This is a genomic window from Pseudoalteromonas caenipelagi (genome assembly GCF_013140855.1).
Taxonomy (GTDB): domain Bacteria; phylum Pseudomonadota; class Gammaproteobacteria; order Enterobacterales; family Alteromonadaceae; genus Pseudoalteromonas; species Pseudoalteromonas caenipelagi.
This window is the reverse complement of record NZ_JABBPG010000005.1, coordinates 60,766-76,779: the sequence shown is the minus strand read 5'-3', so window position 1 is coordinate 76,779 and position 16,014 is coordinate 60,766. Positions and strand designations below refer to the sequence as shown.

The window sequence follows — 16,014 nt, the reverse complement described above, 5'->3', positions numbered from 1 at the left end:
CGCATGTTTTTTACTTTGAAGTATTAAACTGCAATGTAAATTGTGCGCCTTTGAGTATAGGGCACTCTGTGACAGTAATTTTTCCATTAAGCCAACTTACAATGCGCTCAACAAATGCTAAGCCTACACCGTAGCCTTGCTGGCTTTGCTTGTTTAATCTAACAAATGGCTTAAAAATGTTGTCTCGCTCAGCGGGTGGTATTCCAGCGCCATCATCGGCGATAGATACACGAATAGCTTGCTCAGAGCATTCAATGTGAATAGTTACACGCTGCTGGCAATAGTTTAAGGCATTGGCAAGAAGGTTGTTTATGCACATGGTGAGGTAGTGTTTATCAGCCCAAATTATTGCCGGTGAAGCGCTGTAATGTACACTCAGAATTGGGCTGGCAAGTTTGTGCTCAATGGCTTGTACCACGAGGTTTAAGTCAATGGCAGCTTTAGGGGTGTCTTCTAGCGTGTATTGCAAGCGAGCGAATGACAGCAGTTGGTTTACCAAATCTTCCATGGTATCTAAATTGGCATTAATGCGCTGCTCATAGTCAGCGCTCAGTGTTTCATCATCGCTTTCAACGAGTGTGTCTAGGCCCATTCTAACGCGTGCCAGTGGTGTGCGCAGTTCGTGAGATAAGCCACTAGCGAGCAGTTTTATATCGTTCATTAACGCTTCGATGCGTGTCGCCATAGCATTAAAGTCGGTTTCAAGGGCTTTGAGATACCAGACAGAGCCAACGGGTACGCGCTGAGATAAATCGCCTTTACCCAGCGCTGCTGTTGCAACGCTTAAGCGGCGTAACCTCAATATGAATGGAGCTAAAAATAACAAAATCAGTGTCATGAGTGCAGCATAAAAACTCATTGTCATTAATAAATTTGTCGACTCGTCAAATTGCTCCTTTAGCGTGTTTATTATTAGAACTTGATTGTTTGAAAGTAATGCGTAAGCCTGCAAGTGTTGTTGTGTTTCAAGTACCAAGGTAGGTTTCACTTTTAATTCTGACAGCAGTGCTTGTGGTAATGGATAATCGGTCAATGCGTGGATCGCAAACTCAAAGTTTGGTAGCTGCTGTTGGGCTTGATTTAAAAAACTAAGCTGCTGTTGGGCGCTCAATTGTTGCAAAGCGATTTGTGTTAATTGGGCCTGTGAAGCAAGAGATTGCTGTTGGCCAATTTCTTGGTTTTGCTGTGAGTGCTCATTTAAGGCATCAAATAGTTTGCCAAGACCAATACTGCCAATCAGTGTGAAAATAAGTAACGCAACAACAAAGCGCCACATCACCACACCTCACTTACGAGCAAGTAACCTTTACCCCAAATGGTTTTTATTTTAAAAGGCATTGAACCATTATCGCCGAGCTTTTTACGTAGCCGTGAAATACGTAAATCAATAGAGCGGTCAAAGCCATCATATTCAAAACCGCACAATGCTTGTGTGAGTTCTTCGCGACCAACCACTTGGCCTGATTTGCACGCCAGTAACCACAATGCATCAAACTCGTTGCTGGAGAGGTTGATAGGTTCATCGGCCAAGCAAACCTCACGGGTTGCTTTGTTAAGCACTAAACTACCTAACTCAATTAATGACGAGTTGGACTGTCTATCTATTACTTGATTGCGCCTTAGTAAGGCTTTTATGCGCGTTTCTAACAACCGACCTCTTACCGGTTTAGTTAGATAATCATCGGCGCCCATTTCAAGGCCCAAAATTTCGTCAATTTCTTCGTCTCGTGCGGTAAGCATTAAAATAGGCACATTGGAATGCTGGCGTAGCTGCTTACAGACCTCAAGTCCATCCAATGAAGGCAACATGCCATCAAGCACCACTAACTCGACATCGCTTGTTTTCAAAGCGTCCAAGGCTTGTTGCCCATCATGATAAACATCAACCTTGTATTGCTTTGCACTAAGGTAATCACAGATCCACTGAGCAAGCTCTAAATCATCTTCAACGAGCGCCAACTTTGTCATTGCTAGTCCTTAAAACATTCGCCATCGAACCGTTTTACTGATCCGATTTTTATATAACCAAGCGTATTTGATAGAGGCGCTTTGCAGTATCTTGTCACCAACTAGCAAATTAATAGATACAGGGGTGTTGATTATCAACTCTTGCTCAAATTGACCTTGGTTTTGGTCATGCCAGCAGTGTAACGGTTGTTGTGCCATGGCGAGACAAAAGTCACCTTTAGTCGGGGTTTGCCAAGATACTTTGAGATTGACATAACAGTCTTGGCCCTTTTCTAACGTGGTACATTGTTTCGGAGAAACATGTAGCAACACCTGCGAGTTTTGTATGTTGTTGGCTTGTGCACCGTTTGCACCAAGTAGTAGAGCGGTTACAAAAGTACTTTGTAGAGTAAGTGATTGAATTAATTTCATAGCTTACTCCTTAAAATACATAGCTAATGGATAAGCTAGAACTGGCAGCATAGTTATTTAAATTGCTGTGATTTTTTAGGATGGTTTTGGTTTTAGAGCTATCCAAAATTGATTGGGCGTATTGGGTATATGAAATACTGCCCTCGAACAGCCAATTTTCAGCAAACGGCTTTCTAAAGCCCATTTTATAGGTCAGGTTGGTGCCACCGCTTGCTTCATAGGGGGCAAAATAGGATGAGCCCTCAGGTACCCCGTAATAATAATCCAGCATGTTGGCGTTACGGTATTGAGCACCGAATGAGCCATAAAAGTTCCAGTTTTTGTATTGCCAATCTTTAGAGAGCCATAAAGATGCATACTGGCCATTTTTATATGTATCAGTATCTGCGTTGGGCGCAATAATAGCTTGTACGTTTAAACCCGCAATTTCACCAGACGCTCTTAAGCCAAGATAACGCGTGCTTTTTTTCCAGCCTAGTGCACCATGGGCTGTCGACCACAACAAATCGAACTCCCAATCAGGAGTATTGAATAGGTTGTATCCAAGAGCAAAATTCGAATCAAACTCGTTTAATTTTCCAGGGGCCTCCACGAATAAGCCATTTTCAAAATAGTATGCACCATTTAGCGATAGTGAAAGGGTGTTATATTTTTTATAAAGGCTGGCTCCCTTGGTAATCGAAAATTCAGCCGCTAGATAACCGCCACCTTGGCGTTTGGCAAAATAATCAAACTCATTATTTGTAGTGTCATCAGCATGAACAAAGACAGCACCTAACGAAGTGCAAATATATAAAAGTACAGATTTATTTTTCATAGCAATTCTAGTTATTGGTTTATTTGCTAACAGCTTAGAAAGTTCTGGTTCAGGATACTGTACCGAGAATTTGCAACTTGTATCAAATTGTATCGTACCACAAAAAAAACCAGCGGAATAAACGGATTAAAAGGGGGTGATGCAAAAGGTTGATACAGGCTGATACAGTTTGGTGGCAGGTGTTACAGAAACATTTTACTCGTGAAGATAGAGTTTTCATTCAAAACAATACATAAACGAGGAAACATAATGAAAACAACCATTAAAATGCTGGCAGCTGCCACTATGGCTTGTTCTGCTACCCTATCAGGCTGCGGTGGCAGTGATACTAAAGTTACCAATAAAGAGCCTGTTACGGACGCTGTAAAAGCGCAGCCCAACCAATTTGACTATCAAGCGTTATTAAATGAAACCGTTAACTCAGAAGTACCAGGCGTAGTACTTTATATCAGCTCTCCAACGGTTAACTTTTACGGTGCGGCAGGTATTGCTGATAAAGAAACAAACACCCCAATGCAAATTGATGCTGTGCTTCCTAATGGCAGTGCAGGAAAAAAGCTTACGGCGATGCTTGCGGTGATGTTACATGAGGAAGGGCGCTTAGACTTAGATGCACCAATTTCAGACTACTTACCAGATGAGCTGTTATCACGTATTAAACACAGTGAGCAAATGACAACGAGGCAGTTGTTGGCTCATACCAGTGGTGTAGCTGGTTATTTGTCCGATAATGACGGTGACTTTTACGCAGGTGTGCTACAAACCCCCAATACATTGATAACAGACAGCTTTGCATTGCAGTATGCGCTCGATAAGCCTGCCCACTTTAAGCCGGGTGAAGGCTGGAAATACTCGAATACGGGTTACATTTTAACGGGGTTAATATTAGATTCCGTTTTGGGGGAGCACCATTCAAAAGCGACGCGTGATTATGTGCTCGATCCGTTGGGCTTAACTTCAATGAGTTATATTGGACGGGAACAATCTACCGCAGAGTTTGCGTCGGGCTACTTCTTAATGGATGGGGAGCTTGTTAACACTCGCTCATATTACCAATACATTGGTGTTGCAGATGCGCCTGTCGCTGGCAGTGCCAAAGATATGGCTGAATTGCTACGCATGATTGTGGAAGGCGATGGCGTCAGTGAGCAAGTTCGTGAACACCTTATTGGCAAAGTTAACCTTGTGGCTATGCAACAACCAAACAAACGCTATGGAATGGGCGTTATCGTTGAAAAAACAGCAAATCAAACGGTTTATTATCATGGCGGTGATGAGCTTGGGTATGCGACGCGTGACTACTATTTTCCAAAATCAAAAACTGCCATTACGATGCTATTTAACTGCAATATGTATGAGCTATGTAAAAAGGACCTTAACAAGATGCTCGATAAAGTGTTAGCGCAATTTCTATAATAATCTTAATAAATTTAGCTGTTTACATTTTATCTTTGTGCTTTGATTCTGGCTAGCTTTGGTATACGCTAACCTGAATTAAAAAGAGCTACACCATATAGGGAAATAAATGAATAGGCGGATTTACCTTCTTTTATTGTCACTGTTAAGTTTGTTTTGCTCATGTGTACAGGCAAACAATAAGCGCATTGATAATTCGGCTTTTAAAATTCCAAGAAGCCATATCGTTGAGTTGCAAGATACTCAAACGCAGCATGTGTACCCACTTTTTATTAAGCTGCCTCGCAGTTACCAAGCAAATCCTGACAAACGTTATCCGGTTATTTATATAACCGACGCTGGGTATAGTTTTCAAATTGTATCTGGTGCCACACGATTTCCGATGAATACCGGCAAAATGGCCGAAGCCATTATTGTTGGCATTTCGTATTCAAAAGGCTCAAAAGGTAGTGCAAGCCGTGTACGAGATTACACGCCTTTTAAAGCAAGTAACTGGAAGATGGAAACGGGGCAGGCTAAGCAGCACTTACGCTTTATTGAAGCGCAAGTTATTACTTACATAGATAAACATTTTAGAACGATTCTTTCGCAGCGTACTTTTGTTGGTAACTCTTTAGGCGGGTTGTTTGGTGCCTATATACTTGCTACTAAACCTGCACTATTTAGCAGCTATGTGTTGGGGAGCCCCTCATTTTGGTATCATGACAAAGCGATTTTTAAGCAAATTGAGTTGCTTGATAAAAAGCAGATTGTTGCACAGACCAAGCTATTTGTTGGGGTTGGGGCGTTGGAAACTAAAGTTTATATGGCACATGAGATGGTGGGAGATGCCAAATCTTTTGCTAATATGCTAGAGGCCAAACTCATTCCTACCCTGCAAACAAAATTGATGGTGATCCCTGAAGCCAATCATGAAACGGCTTTTCCGACCACAGCTATCCAAGGCTTATATTGGATATACAAAAACAACACCTAATAGATATTTAAAAGCAGTAGTTATATGAAACTTGAATCACTAATTTTTTCTCTGTTGAGCGCTTTAACCTCTGTAAATTGTTTTGCTGATAGCGTTTTTGACTCCATTCTCCTGCAGGTGTCACCTGAGGACAAATTTGTTTTTTATTCCCATGGCTACATTGTTGAAGGAGACAACCCTAAGCCTGTGGAAACAAAAAATGGCTGGGGAGAGTACGACTTTCCTGCAATAAAAAAAGCGTTAGCCGACGATAGTTACACGCTAGTTGCCCATCATAGAGCTAAAAATACCGACCCGTTTGAGTATGCGTATGAGCTAAATAAGCAAGTACGTACTTTGGTTAAAAAGGGCGTAAAGCCTGAGTATATCACTTTAGTTGGTTTTTCCCGTGGTGCTTTTATTACCGGGTTAGCATCGGATAAATTGTCAGACTTAGGCGTTAACACGGTGATATTGGCGGGCTGTGGACGTTTGGTTTGGAAAAAACACACCGACATTAAAGTGTATGGTCATGTGCTGTCGGTATACGAAAGCTCAGATAAGGCCCAAAGTTGTGCTGCGCTTGACAAAAAAAGCACTCAAACACGTTCATTTAATGAAATCGAGATCAATACAGGGCTGTCGCATGGGGCATTTTACCGCCCACTAAAAGTATGGGTGGAGCCCGTGAAACGGTGGATTAAATCCAATAAAAAGTAATGAATAAAAATAGCTGAAGCCACAGTGTTGCTAATGTGTAGTGTTGTTAAGAGATCCTGACCTTCGTCAGGATGACAACAAGCAGTTTATCTGAATACCTGTTGTCATGAAGCGTTAATGGCCGTCATTCTGAACTTGTTTCAGAATCTCATTGCCAGAGAAATAGTGAGTCAGGTGGCGCGGCTTCGTCACTTATCCAACCTACTCAAGATAACCGTAGGTTGGATAAGCTAAAGTCGCCATCTAACAATCAAAAGCTAAAGCTGACGCGACCGTAGAAGTAACGACCTCTAGCACTGTATGTTGAAGGATCATGTCCGCCATCTACGGTTGATGCCAAAATGGGCGGATCTTGGTCAAATACGTTGTCTATGCCAAAGGTGAGCTTACTTTCCCAAAAGTCAGGTAGTTGATAACTAACTTGTAAATCGTGTTTTATGTAATCATCCACTTTTGGGCGCTCAATCACATCGTTGTCATCATCAACTAAGCTGTCGATATAGCTCATATTCCAACTAGCACTCCAGTTATCTAGCGTCCAGTTTAATGCGCCACTGACTTTTAGCTCTGGGTAAGATGCACCACCTGTAACCAGTCCAGTCGCATCACTGCGGTTTTCTTCACCGCTACGAATTTCAATATCAACCCACTCTTTGAGTTTTGAAACACCTAACTGAACACTATAGTCACCTGATTGAGTATTTTTGATATCGTAACGTCCCTCTAGCTCCCAACCTGATAGCTCGCGACGGTCAACGTTTTCATAAATATCTCTGACTTCAACAATAGCACCTGAGCTTGGGTTACGGATCACCGTGTTTGACCAAAGCGCTGGGTTTGCTGCATTTTCAGATACCTTACGAGTTGCACCGTAAGTGGCAACTACATTGGTTTGTTCAATGCTCCAATAATCAAAGGTGATAGATAGGCCATCAACCAGTGATTCGGGCGTCCAAACAAAGCCTGTTGTGAATGACTCTGCTTCCTCGGCCTCTAGGTCTTGGTTTCCCCCTGTTACTGCGGTGTACCCTAAGTCACCCGGCGCTCTGACACTACACCCGGCTAAGTTTGACCAGTTATCTGTTGTACAAGGGTCAGTATCGTTTACAAAGCCTTTTTGACTGGGCGTATAAAGTTCTCCAAAGGTGGGTGCTCTAAAGCCTTCACTATAACTGTAACGCACTAATAAATCTGGGTTTACTTGCCATTTCAAGCCAACTTTAGGGTTTGTTGTGTTACCAAAGTCGCTATAGCGAGAATATCTTACAGCAAGTTCAAGTTCTAATGACTCGACCAGTGGCATATCGCTCAACAGAGGTAGAACAGCTTCTATATAAGCTTCTTCGATTTTTCGAGTTGGGGCGGTGGTGTCAGAAACCTGCTCAATAAAAGCGACATCGCCGGTGTTTAAACCCACATCATGCGTAACTGAGGCATCCTCCCAGCGCACTTCTGCACCGGTTGCGATATAGACAGGACCCGCAGGTAACTCAAAGGGGGCACCTGTGATATTGGCATTTAAAAAGCGCAATGTGTTGTCGTAGATGCTGGTGGGCTTGTGAGAGAAAATATAGCTCATCATTTCTTCGTTTACCGAGCCATACGGACCAATTAAATCTAATGGTACGCAGCCGTCGTCGCGATCAAGACACGCCTGTGAGTCACCTGCTGCTGCACGCAAGCGTGTCAACGACATTTGTTTACCACGGGTTTCGACAACTTTGCTGCGCTGGTGACTGTATACAAAGTCATAATCCCAATCTTCAATGCTACCTTTTAAACCAAAGGTAAAACGGTCAACGTCTGAGTCGGCATCTCTTGGGCGCAAAATGCCATTTTCGGTGATCCGGCGCTGCACAATCACATCTTCATCAAATGGGTTGTATTGGTTATTTTTAGACACGATGATGTTGTCGCCAAATTCCAGCGCTCCAGGGGCAAAATAGTTAATGCTGTTTACATCTGCCGAGTTATATTCCATAAATAATGACGTGTCTGGCGCTATTTCGTATTCACCAGATACCCACACCGTAGTGGATTGATATTCGTTAGAGCCTGTTTCATAGTCATGATAATTAAAGCTGTCGCACAGGGCGCTAGCACCACAGTGGGCTGCATCTGTTGGGGCATCTGACCAATAACCATTAAATGCTCTAAAGTCATTAACATCATAGCCTGTGGTTGGGTTCCACGTTGCGCCATCTGCAGCCGTCACCCCTAAACGTTCATAATCGGTTGAAAAAATCCACGAGCGCGGGCTTTTACTTGAGCGTAAATTGGTGCCAGCTTCACCAAAACGGCGTAAATCGGCTTCGCTACTGATGTCTCGGTCGCGGCGCATCCAGCCGTCATCATTAAAGTGACTGGCACTGACTAACCAGTTGGCTTTATCGGTATTACCACCAAAGGTGAATGACACGCGCTTTTGTCCCGCATCACCATGGCGGCTTTCACCCGCTTCAAGGTTGATTTTCAGGCCATCGTAGTCAGAGCGCATGATCAAGTTTACAACGCCAGCAATGGCATCGGAGCCATATACAGCTGAAGCGCCATCTTTAAGTACTTCAACACGTTCAACGGCATCAAAAGGGATGGTTTCTAAATCTACTGACGAGCTAACGCCACGGGTACTTACACGACGACCATTGATAAGCACAAGGGTGTTGTTAGAAGATAAACCTCTTAAACGTACGGTGGCTGCGCCATTATTGTTACCGCCAGAGCGCGGGCTTGCTGGGCTACCCACAACCGATGGTAAGCGCAGCAGCAATTCACCCACAGTGCTGACGCCTGAGCGCTCAATAGCAACTTTATCTAATACCGTGACCGGTGAGCTGGTGGTGAGCTCTTGGCGTTTGATGCGAGAGCCTGTGATGGTAATAACTTCAGCTTCTTCCTCAATTGAATCAGTTTGTGCCAAAGTGGGGGCACTGATCGCAAAGCCTGCGATAGCCCCCATACAAAGAGTAAGGCGACTTAAGTTAAACGTATTGTTAGACATGGTTTATCTCCATTAGAGCTTGTAATTATTATGTTTGGCTTTAACCTCTCATCGATAAAGATATATTGTATACAATATATCCACAAATAACGAAACGATATAACAAGGTGTATTATTCATATAAACGGTAATAACCGAGAAAAATAAGTTTAAATAAGAGTAAGGTAGCTAATTGATAAAAGGTTACTTTTTCAATAATTGCTAAAAATTAAGTAAGTTGAGCTGTGCTTTTTGTGCGGCGAATTCACAGTAATACAGTAAAAGCTGTGCTTTCATTAGGTGTTGATGCAACTTTGATATGGCCTTATAGAGGTGAATAATTGGCAGGTGCACAGCCAAGCCCCTAATTGGGGCTTGCTAACTGAGGCGCTCGTTGTATAGCGGGTTTAGGCGTTTTTTTGGTTGTGCCAAACAGCATACTTAACACCATACTTCGTTTTATCAGTTCATAACCTAAGTAGCACCCTGTAACTGTAAGCACTAACAAAATAAGAGATTCTATAATGGGGTGAATCGCTAAGCTTTTTAACCACCAAGCAAATACGATAATGAGCGTTTGATGCAGCATGTAATAGGGCAAAACAGCGCGATTGGCATAACTGATAAATGTACTTTTTTGATTGAGATAGTAGCCTGCAAAGCCAACCACCGCGAAAATCCACAACCAATGATTAGCGCTATGTATCACAGCATAAAATAATTTAACCGACAGGTTCGTTTGATAAAGATCTGCAAGTGTTGCCCAAACACCATGGCGGTCGGCAATAATAAATGCGTAACAACACAGCGCAATAGCCAGTATAACAAGCCGATAGTTAGTGATGCTTTGCCACCAGTTTTGCTGCATTGCAAACACCAAGCCGATTAAAAAAACAAAAAAGTACTTCCCATGATTGTACCAGTCGTCAATTAAGCTATGGGTACTTGGATAGCTGGCACTCAGTGCCCACCAGATAGCTATTAATGCGCTCATACAAAATAAGAGCATCAACCCTAAAGGTACTTGTTTTAGCCAGCGAGCATTGGCAAGTGAAGTGATGGGTTGCCTAAATAGGATCACTATGATGCTGTACACCCATAAGTAGGGCAAAAACCATAGATGATTCCAAGTCAATAAACCTATAGTTGAGTGATGTTCGCTAAGTAAAGTTGTGGTGGGGTTTATATAAGCTAGCCAAAACTGCCAAAAGTCTGGTTCAATGAGATTTTGACTCAGTGCTTCAAAATAAACTTGAGGGCTAACAATCACAAACATACCAAATAGCAATGGTATAAATAACCGCTGACTTTTCAAGGCAACAAGTTTTGCGGCGCTATATTTATTGCAGGCTAGAGCATTCGCCAAAGCATTGGCTATAGCAACGCCCGAAATAAAAAAGAGCAGCGACATGCGCCACGGATTAGTGAGGATCATCACATCTTGTAGCCACTCATAGGTGATGGCACTTTTAATATGCCACCCCCAATTGGCAACGTAATACATACCAATGTGATATAAAATAAGCACTGCCAACGCAAGTACTCGTAGAGCATCAATGTCATGGCGTCTTGGGTTCATTGTTTTGCTCACCTTTTGCTGTTATTGGGAAACAAAGTTTGGCAAAGTAATAGTGACTAAAAAACTACTAACTAATTGACAGGTAAGCTTTTAGTGATAAACGGTGGAATACAGGGATAAATACAATTGAATTGGCAGCGAATAGACAACAATAGGGTACTGCTCGGTTATTTTGCCGCCGCGCTTTATCTTTTTATCAACAACACCATTAATGCGTTGTCGGTGTGGAGTGAGCACTCGCGCCATGGCGAGCCAAGCATTGCACTTTGGGAGCCATTTGTTTGGGAATACACCAGTGCCTTAAGTGTGTTGGTTATTTTGCCATTGATGTTTCGTTTTTTTAGCCGCTTTCCTCTGCATTTTGCGCAGCCCAAAAAGCAACTGCTCGTGCATCTTTTCGGTAGTGTTGTGTTTGCTAGCTTGCATATTTTATTGATGGTGGCACTGCGTGAAATGGTATATGTGTTAAACACAAGTGACTACAACTTTGGACCAATCGCACGTGAATTTTGGTACGAATACCGTAAAGATGCGTGGGGGTATGTTATTTGGATGATGCTGTATAACATCACACAGCTGGTATATGCTCGACTAAAAGGCGAGGCAAGTGTGGTAGCCAGCAGTGAGCAAGAAGCGCAAGACTCCAAACGCGCAGTACCAGAGCACTTTTTGGTGAAAAAGCTCGATAAAGAATTTTTAGTTAAAGTGGCTGATATTGAATACTTAGAGTCAGCGGGTAACTACGTAAACTTATATAGTCAAGGGCGTATTTATCCACTGCGCGCAACGCTTGGCGAGTTATGTCAGCGCCTCAGTGCAAAAGGGTTTAGCCGAGTCCACCGCAGTTACGGGGTTAACCACAACGCGGTTGATAGCATCAGCTACCAACCTAGTGGCGATGGTGAAATTACCCTTAAATCAGGAAAAAAACTCAACCTATCAAGGCGATATAAAGACGAGTTTAAGCAAAGCTTGAGCTGATAAACCCAGTAATTAACCGTTGCAGCATGATTGTATGTAAGTCATTTTATTTTTATACCCAACGCCAGTGATACCAAAGTACCTAATAGCGTTGTAAATACCACTGAAACTAAAGAGCCAATTAGTACATATTCTGTCATGCTGCGACCTTCTTGCTTATTTAACTCACCAAATCTAAAAATTGATTTAGCTGCTAATACAAAACCTACGGCGGCATAACTGCCAACTAGGGTAAAAGTAAGTATCAACATACGCTCTAAATACCCGATTAATTTGCCACCCGAGACAATGCCCTCGGCACAAGGGTTATTCTCTGGTATTGGGTAGTTTTTTAATACGGCACTGATGATAATTGATGTGGGTTTAAGCACTAATAAATAAGCAAAGCCGATTAAAATCACGGCCGAGAACTTTTTATGCGCTAGCATGTTACTTATGGTTAGCCCATCGGTCATATGAAAGGCAATCGCTATAAGCACACATATGTGCAAAGTTTGATCGATAACAAAGTAGCTAAAATCATCACCATTTGCCCTTGTTACCTTCCACAGGTCGATAACAAAGTGGCTGATTGCAACAATCGTAACCAAGCAAATGGTTGAGCGCCAATCTAGCTCTAAGATCAATGCGGGAATGGTCAGCAAAACACCATGCAGTAGCGAGTGGTAATATAGCGCGGCACTTCGATAGGTATGTTGCTTTTTTGCTGCAATCCATTGGTTAGGCTGAAGATAGAAATCGGCCATCATGTGTATTAACAAAAAAGGAATAAATACGGTTAAAAAATCATCCATGATGACGCCTCATTACTTGTGTTATAAAGCGTAAATTAAGCTCATTGATTAGCGGCCAGCCTGATGCTTTAAGAGACTTGCTTGCTGTGGCTGCAGCAATATCAAGCTGTAGCGCTAAATCACTTACAGATAGTGCCCTATTACTTTGTAACATTGGCAGCAAAACTTCACACTGGCGGGCAGTCAATTCTGTGAGCTGTTTATCAAGATACTTAAAAAGTAAATCGAAATGGGCCGTGAGTTCGTCGCAGTCTGAGTTAAACAACAAGCGATCATGCTTTAAGTGTTTAAGCCCTCGACCTGAGAGTGTAAATGCAGCGCCTGTAGATTCTGATATTGAGTCACGTAAACAGGCATGTGAGGCAATAGCAAAGCTAACGCGGCAGTCAAAGGCTTTACCTAAGGCCTTAATACCAACCCGATAAAGAATGGCGTATCTGAGCACATTTTTAATGTCGAATACTAGACTTTGAAACTCATCGCCTCGCTCTATACTATGTGTATTGCTGCTATGTTCTAAACTGATCCACCCTTGAATTTGCTTAATTCTAAGCAGGAGTTGTTCAAACTGCTCAGAAGCCAATTTGGTAGAGTGAACAACATCACCGCTGATCACTGCGATAGGGGTATCTATTACGGTCACTTTAAATCCTTTATAGCAGTACAGTCGATTTGACGGTTTTTAGAGTCTATTAAAATTAGCTTTAAATAGCTAAAAAATCAAATTTAGCCATTTAAGGCTAATTTTAATAGTTTAGTCGCTTACAGCTAAATAGCGTCTTGATTTTGCTAACTTGATACTGTTTTTATATACAGTTTATTTGGGTTTGTCCAATAACATGATTACTCGTCGTTTTGTCCAATTTTGACGGCGACTGTTTGTGAGTGCTTTTAGCGGCTTGTTTACAGAGGCGTTTTTACGTGCAAATATTGAGACATATAATATAGCCCGTTTTGTCGGCATTTATTCCGGCATTTTGGGAGAGAATAAGTTGTCAGGCAAAACCGGTATCGTTTCAAAGGATAACAATAATTATGGCAGGACTAAAAATATTTGTTTCATCCACTTGCTATGACCTATCTGTGGTCAGATCTCAACTAAGGATCTTCATTCAAAATCTAGGGCATGAGCCCATAATGAGTGATTATAACGACATTTTATACGATCCAAGGGTTCACACTCATTCAAGCTGTGTAGATGAAGTTGCCGCGTGCGATATTGTCGTCTTAATTGTTGGGTCACGATTTGGAGGGAAAAGCGTACCTCAGGCTTTAAGTAAAATTGATTTTGATTCTCTTTTTAAAGAAAGTAAAAGTACAGAATCTTTGAAAGCCAAAGAAAATCTATCTGTTACTCAACTCGAGATATTAAAAGCAGTTGAGTCTGGGATACCGGTATTCACCTTTATTGATAATGGCGTATGGCATGATCATGCAACCTATGAAAAGAACAAAGATAAAGCAATAATAAGTGATATTGAATTTCCATCTATCCAAAAACCTGAAACCGCTAGTTTTATTTTTGAATTTATTAATTTTCTCAGGCATAGGGCGAGAGGGAATAGTGTCTTCTCCTTTGCGAAATTGCAGGACATAGAAGAAATACTAAGGAAGCAATGGTCGTCATTATTTCAAAAGTTACTTCAAGAGCAAAGAAATAGAGCTATCGAAGTTCGACGAATAGATAACCTGACAAATCAATTTGAAGATCTAAAAACAGCGATACTTACGTCCATTGGTACATCAAATGAGAAAGAAGTAGCTCGCGGTGTAGTACGTTTTAGGCGTTTAATGGACTTTATTCGAGGTCTAAGTTTGCGAGACATGAATTTTGTCTTGCATGGCCAGCATAGCTGGGAAGACCTTTTGAATTACGCAGGGATTGTCGAAATTGTTGATGCCGAGCAATTACCGGACGAGCTACGCTATCATCGAAGGACACCTGGTCCCAGAGCTAGAATGTTTCTAATTAAAGAGGATCGGACATTTTATGAAATGCGAGCGTCTTCGGATTTCTTTCATAGTATGTCGCTAGAGTGGGATGCATTTATGGAGCTACCCGAAGAAACCCGAGGAATCATTGCGGATGCATTAAGTGAAATGAGAATTGGCCCCGGGCCCCTGAGATATATCAGAGAGCCATTTGAACTCATGTTTGATTCGTGGCTCCATCAAGAGCGGCTTATTTCAGAAGATGAATCTGAAGATGGGAATGCCTGAAAATCATGAAGGAAAATCAAATCATGAAGGACAGGCACTCGAATTTTTAGCAAAGTCAATTATTCATATCGGAGGAGTTTTGGAAAATCATAAAGGACGTATATAGTCACTCAGGCTGAATCTGTCTTTTTTAAGTACTTAGTATTTAAGGTATAAGCATTGCTCACTACTTATGCGCGCTTGCTACTTTGCATTACTTTTGAATAAGGAGTTTGAGTTTAGAGTATGAAAAAATTAGTGATCTGTTTTTCTTTAATGATTCCAAGCATTGGATTTTGTTGCCCATCGTTAGAGGGTACATGGCAATCTTCTATACAGAAATTTGAGCTTTTTAACAAAAAATGGGCAAATGTAGGCGATAAAGCTTGGTCATTTATGATTCAAACTCAAGGATATGAAGTTATTGAATTCAATAACGCAAATAAAATGCATATTTCTACTCCTGAAATTGAAGTCAAGATGGGCGAGAAGAAAATGAAACTCCCCGCAAAAGAAGAGCACATAAAATTCGATATTCTTGGATGTACACATCAAAGTATCGTTTTGAAATATGAAAGGTATGGAAAGGCTCAGTTAACGCAATTACATTTCGAAAAAGATAATACTTATTGGGAATATATGGGAACCTCGGATGGTGATGGCAATAGCCACGTAAGAGAATACTACAACAAAGTTAAATAACATCACTAACTAGTTGCTTAGACGGAAAAACAGCTGGCTTTTGCTTGTTCCTCGCTAATTTTAGCCAGCTATTTAAATGCCGCTGTGCAAAGCGTTATATTTTTTGAAGTTCGTTACCGTATAAGGGTTAAAAATGAACGTAGACAAAGCAAAAAAGCGAATAGCTAAACAAGTTGGCAAAGGTTTTAAAGGCTACCCATTAGTTACTATTGAATATTTTGGTGAAAAGCCAGAGCTGGCAACAAAGGTTGTCGTGCAGTTTATCTTAGAAGAGGGTGCAGAGCCTCAGTCTCAAACTTTCTCGTCGAAGCTTGGGGTGTGCAATGATGAAAGCATTCAGACGGTTATTTTAAAAATCATAGAAAGAGGTAATGTGAGCAGCGTTACGGAAATAGCGGGGGTCTCTCGCCTCTTACAGGATTGAGCTTCGGTCAATATGGCTCAGTCATCATTAAAAATATTAACAAAGCGTTTAAGGTAGATAATTAAAGC

15 protein-coding genes are annotated in these 16,014 nt (G+C 41.7%); 7 read left to right on the top strand and 8 right to left on the bottom strand.

All coding sequences use genetic code 11. The annotated features are described in order from the left end of the window. Positions 1-10 precede the first annotated feature (10 nt). The 4 genes from HG263_RS13015 to HG263_RS13000 are packed head-to-tail and all read right to left on the bottom strand — an operon-like array spanning position 11 to position 3,196. Complete coding sequence (locus HG263_RS13015) at positions 11-1,276, bottom strand: ATP-binding protein (protein WP_171626519.1); 1,266 nt, start codon at positions 1,274-1,276, stop codon at positions 11-13. Further along, positions 1,276-1,968: a response regulator transcription factor gene (locus tag HG263_RS13010; protein ID WP_171626518.1), complete on the bottom strand. Its 693-nt coding sequence runs from the start codon at positions 1,966-1,968 to the stop codon at positions 1,276-1,278. Before HG263_RS13010 ends, HG263_RS13015 begins: the two co-directional genes overlap by 1 nt. 9 nt (positions 1,969-1,977) lie before the next feature. Further along, positions 1,978-2,379, bottom strand: coding sequence for a DUF3019 domain-containing protein (locus tag HG263_RS13005; RefSeq protein ID WP_171626517.1), 402 nt, complete (start codon positions 2,377-2,379; stop codon positions 1,978-1,980). Between the two features lie 10 nt (positions 2,380-2,389). Next, positions 2,390-3,196, bottom strand: coding sequence for a MipA/OmpV family protein (locus HG263_RS13000; RefSeq protein ID WP_171626516.1), 807 nt, complete (start codon positions 3,194-3,196; stop codon positions 2,390-2,392). A gap of 249 nt (positions 3,197-3,445) precedes the next feature. Between HG263_RS13000 and HG263_RS12995 the strand changes: the two genes are divergently transcribed. From HG263_RS12995 to HG263_RS12985, 3 genes are all read left to right on the top strand, one after another. After that, positions 3,446-4,612, top strand: coding sequence for a serine hydrolase domain-containing protein (locus HG263_RS12995; RefSeq protein ID WP_171626515.1), 1,167 nt, complete (start codon positions 3,446-3,448; stop codon positions 4,610-4,612). A gap of 109 nt (positions 4,613-4,721) precedes the next feature. After that, the gene (locus tag HG263_RS12990; RefSeq protein WP_171626514.1) at positions 4,722-5,588 is read left to right on the top strand and encodes an alpha/beta hydrolase; all 867 of its coding nucleotides are present in this window, start codon (positions 4,722-4,724) and stop codon (positions 5,586-5,588) included. A 24-nt stretch (positions 5,589-5,612) separates the two neighbouring features. Next, entirely contained in the window at positions 5,613-6,287 is a 675-nt protein-coding gene (locus tag HG263_RS12985) for an alpha/beta hydrolase (RefSeq protein ID WP_171626513.1), read from the top strand. 250 nt (positions 6,288-6,537) lie between these two features. On the opposite strand, the gene HG263_RS12980 is transcribed toward HG263_RS12985, so the two are convergent. Both HG263_RS12980 and HG263_RS12975 read right to left on the bottom strand, forming a co-directional pair. After that, complete coding sequence (locus HG263_RS12980; protein ID WP_171626512.1) at positions 6,538-9,288, bottom strand: TonB-dependent receptor; 2,751 nt, start codon at positions 9,286-9,288, stop codon at positions 6,538-6,540. Between the two features lie 343 nt (positions 9,289-9,631). Next, positions 9,632-10,846, bottom strand: coding sequence for an acyltransferase family protein (locus HG263_RS12975; RefSeq protein ID WP_216628450.1), 1,215 nt, complete (start codon positions 10,844-10,846; stop codon positions 9,632-9,634). Positions 10,847-10,972: 126 nt separating this feature from the next. Between HG263_RS12975 and HG263_RS12970 the strand changes: the two genes are divergently transcribed. Beyond that, on the top strand, positions 10,973-11,827 hold the full coding sequence (locus HG263_RS12970) for a LytR/AlgR family response regulator transcription factor (RefSeq protein WP_216628449.1): 855 nt from the start codon (positions 10,973-10,975) through the stop codon (positions 11,825-11,827). Positions 11,828-11,868: 41 nt separating this feature from the next. Here the strand turns inward: HG263_RS12970 and HG263_RS12965 are convergent, their stop codons facing one another. Both HG263_RS12965 and HG263_RS12960 read right to left on the bottom strand, forming a co-directional pair. After that, positions 11,869-12,621 (bottom strand): DUF3307 domain-containing protein, encoded by a 753-nt coding sequence (locus HG263_RS12965; protein ID WP_171626510.1) that lies wholly within the window; start codon positions 12,619-12,621, stop codon positions 11,869-11,871. Next, the gene (locus HG263_RS12960) at positions 12,614-13,264 is read right to left on the bottom strand and encodes a hypothetical protein (protein WP_171626509.1); all 651 of its coding nucleotides are present in this window, start codon (positions 13,262-13,264) and stop codon (positions 12,614-12,616) included. Before HG263_RS12960 ends, HG263_RS12965 begins: the two co-directional genes overlap by 8 nt. 392 nt (positions 13,265-13,656) lie before the next feature. On the opposite strand from HG263_RS12960, the gene HG263_RS12955 reads away from it, so the two are divergent. The 3 genes from HG263_RS12955 to HG263_RS12945 all read left to right on the top strand — a co-directional run bounded on the left by HG263_RS12955 (position 13,657) and on the right by HG263_RS12945 (position 15,946). Beyond that, the gene (locus HG263_RS12955; protein WP_171626508.1) at positions 13,657-14,841 is read left to right on the top strand and encodes a DUF4062 domain-containing protein; all 1,185 of its coding nucleotides are present in this window, start codon (positions 13,657-13,659) and stop codon (positions 14,839-14,841) included. Positions 14,842-15,066: 225 nt separating this feature from the next. Next, the gene (locus HG263_RS12950; RefSeq protein ID WP_171626507.1) at positions 15,067-15,522 is read left to right on the top strand and encodes a hypothetical protein; all 456 of its coding nucleotides are present in this window, start codon (positions 15,067-15,069) and stop codon (positions 15,520-15,522) included. Positions 15,523-15,655: 133 nt separating this feature from the next. Next, the gene (locus tag HG263_RS12945) at positions 15,656-15,946 is read left to right on the top strand and encodes a hypothetical protein (RefSeq protein WP_171626506.1); all 291 of its coding nucleotides are present in this window, start codon (positions 15,656-15,658) and stop codon (positions 15,944-15,946) included. Positions 15,947-16,014: the final 68 nt, after the last annotated feature.

Bases quoted from the DNA above. Each gene is read 5' to 3' on its own strand.
- HG263_RS13015 (WP_171626519.1), bottom strand. From the start codon at position 1,276: ATGTGGCGCTTTGTTGTTGCGTTACTTATTTTCACACTGATTGGCAGT.
- HG263_RS13010 (WP_171626518.1), bottom strand. From the start codon at position 1,968: ATGACAAAGTTGGCGCTCGTTGAAGATGATTTAGAGCTTGCTCAGTGG.
- HG263_RS13005 (WP_171626517.1), bottom strand. From the start codon at position 2,379: ATGAAATTAATTCAATCACTTACTCTACAAAGTACTTTTGTAACCGCT.
- HG263_RS13000 (WP_171626516.1), bottom strand. From the start codon at position 3,196: ATGAAAAATAAATCTGTACTTTTATATATTTGCACTTCGTTAGGTGCT.
- HG263_RS12995 (WP_171626515.1), top strand. From the start codon at position 3,446: ATGAAAACAACCATTAAAATGCTGGCAGCTGCCACTATGGCTTGTTCT.
- HG263_RS12990 (WP_171626514.1), top strand. From the start codon at position 4,722: ATGAATAGGCGGATTTACCTTCTTTTATTGTCACTGTTAAGTTTGTTT.
- HG263_RS12985 (WP_171626513.1), top strand. From the start codon at position 5,613: ATGAAACTTGAATCACTAATTTTTTCTCTGTTGAGCGCTTTAACCTCT.
- HG263_RS12980 (WP_171626512.1), bottom strand. From the start codon at position 9,288: ATGTCTAACAATACGTTTAACTTAAGTCGCCTTACTCTTTGTATGGGG.
- HG263_RS12975 (WP_216628450.1), bottom strand. From the start codon at position 10,846: ATGAACCCAAGACGCCATGACATTGATGCTCTACGAGTACTTGCGTTG.
- HG263_RS12965 (WP_171626510.1), bottom strand. From the start codon at position 12,621: ATGGATGATTTTTTAACCGTATTTATTCCTTTTTTGTTAATACACATG.
- HG263_RS12955 (WP_171626508.1), top strand. From the start codon at position 13,657: ATGGCAGGACTAAAAATATTTGTTTCATCCACTTGCTATGACCTATCT.
- HG263_RS12950 (WP_171626507.1), top strand. From the start codon at position 15,067: ATGAAAAAATTAGTGATCTGTTTTTCTTTAATGATTCCAAGCATTGGA.
- HG263_RS12945 (WP_171626506.1), top strand. From the start codon at position 15,656: ATGAACGTAGACAAAGCAAAAAAGCGAATAGCTAAACAAGTTGGCAAA.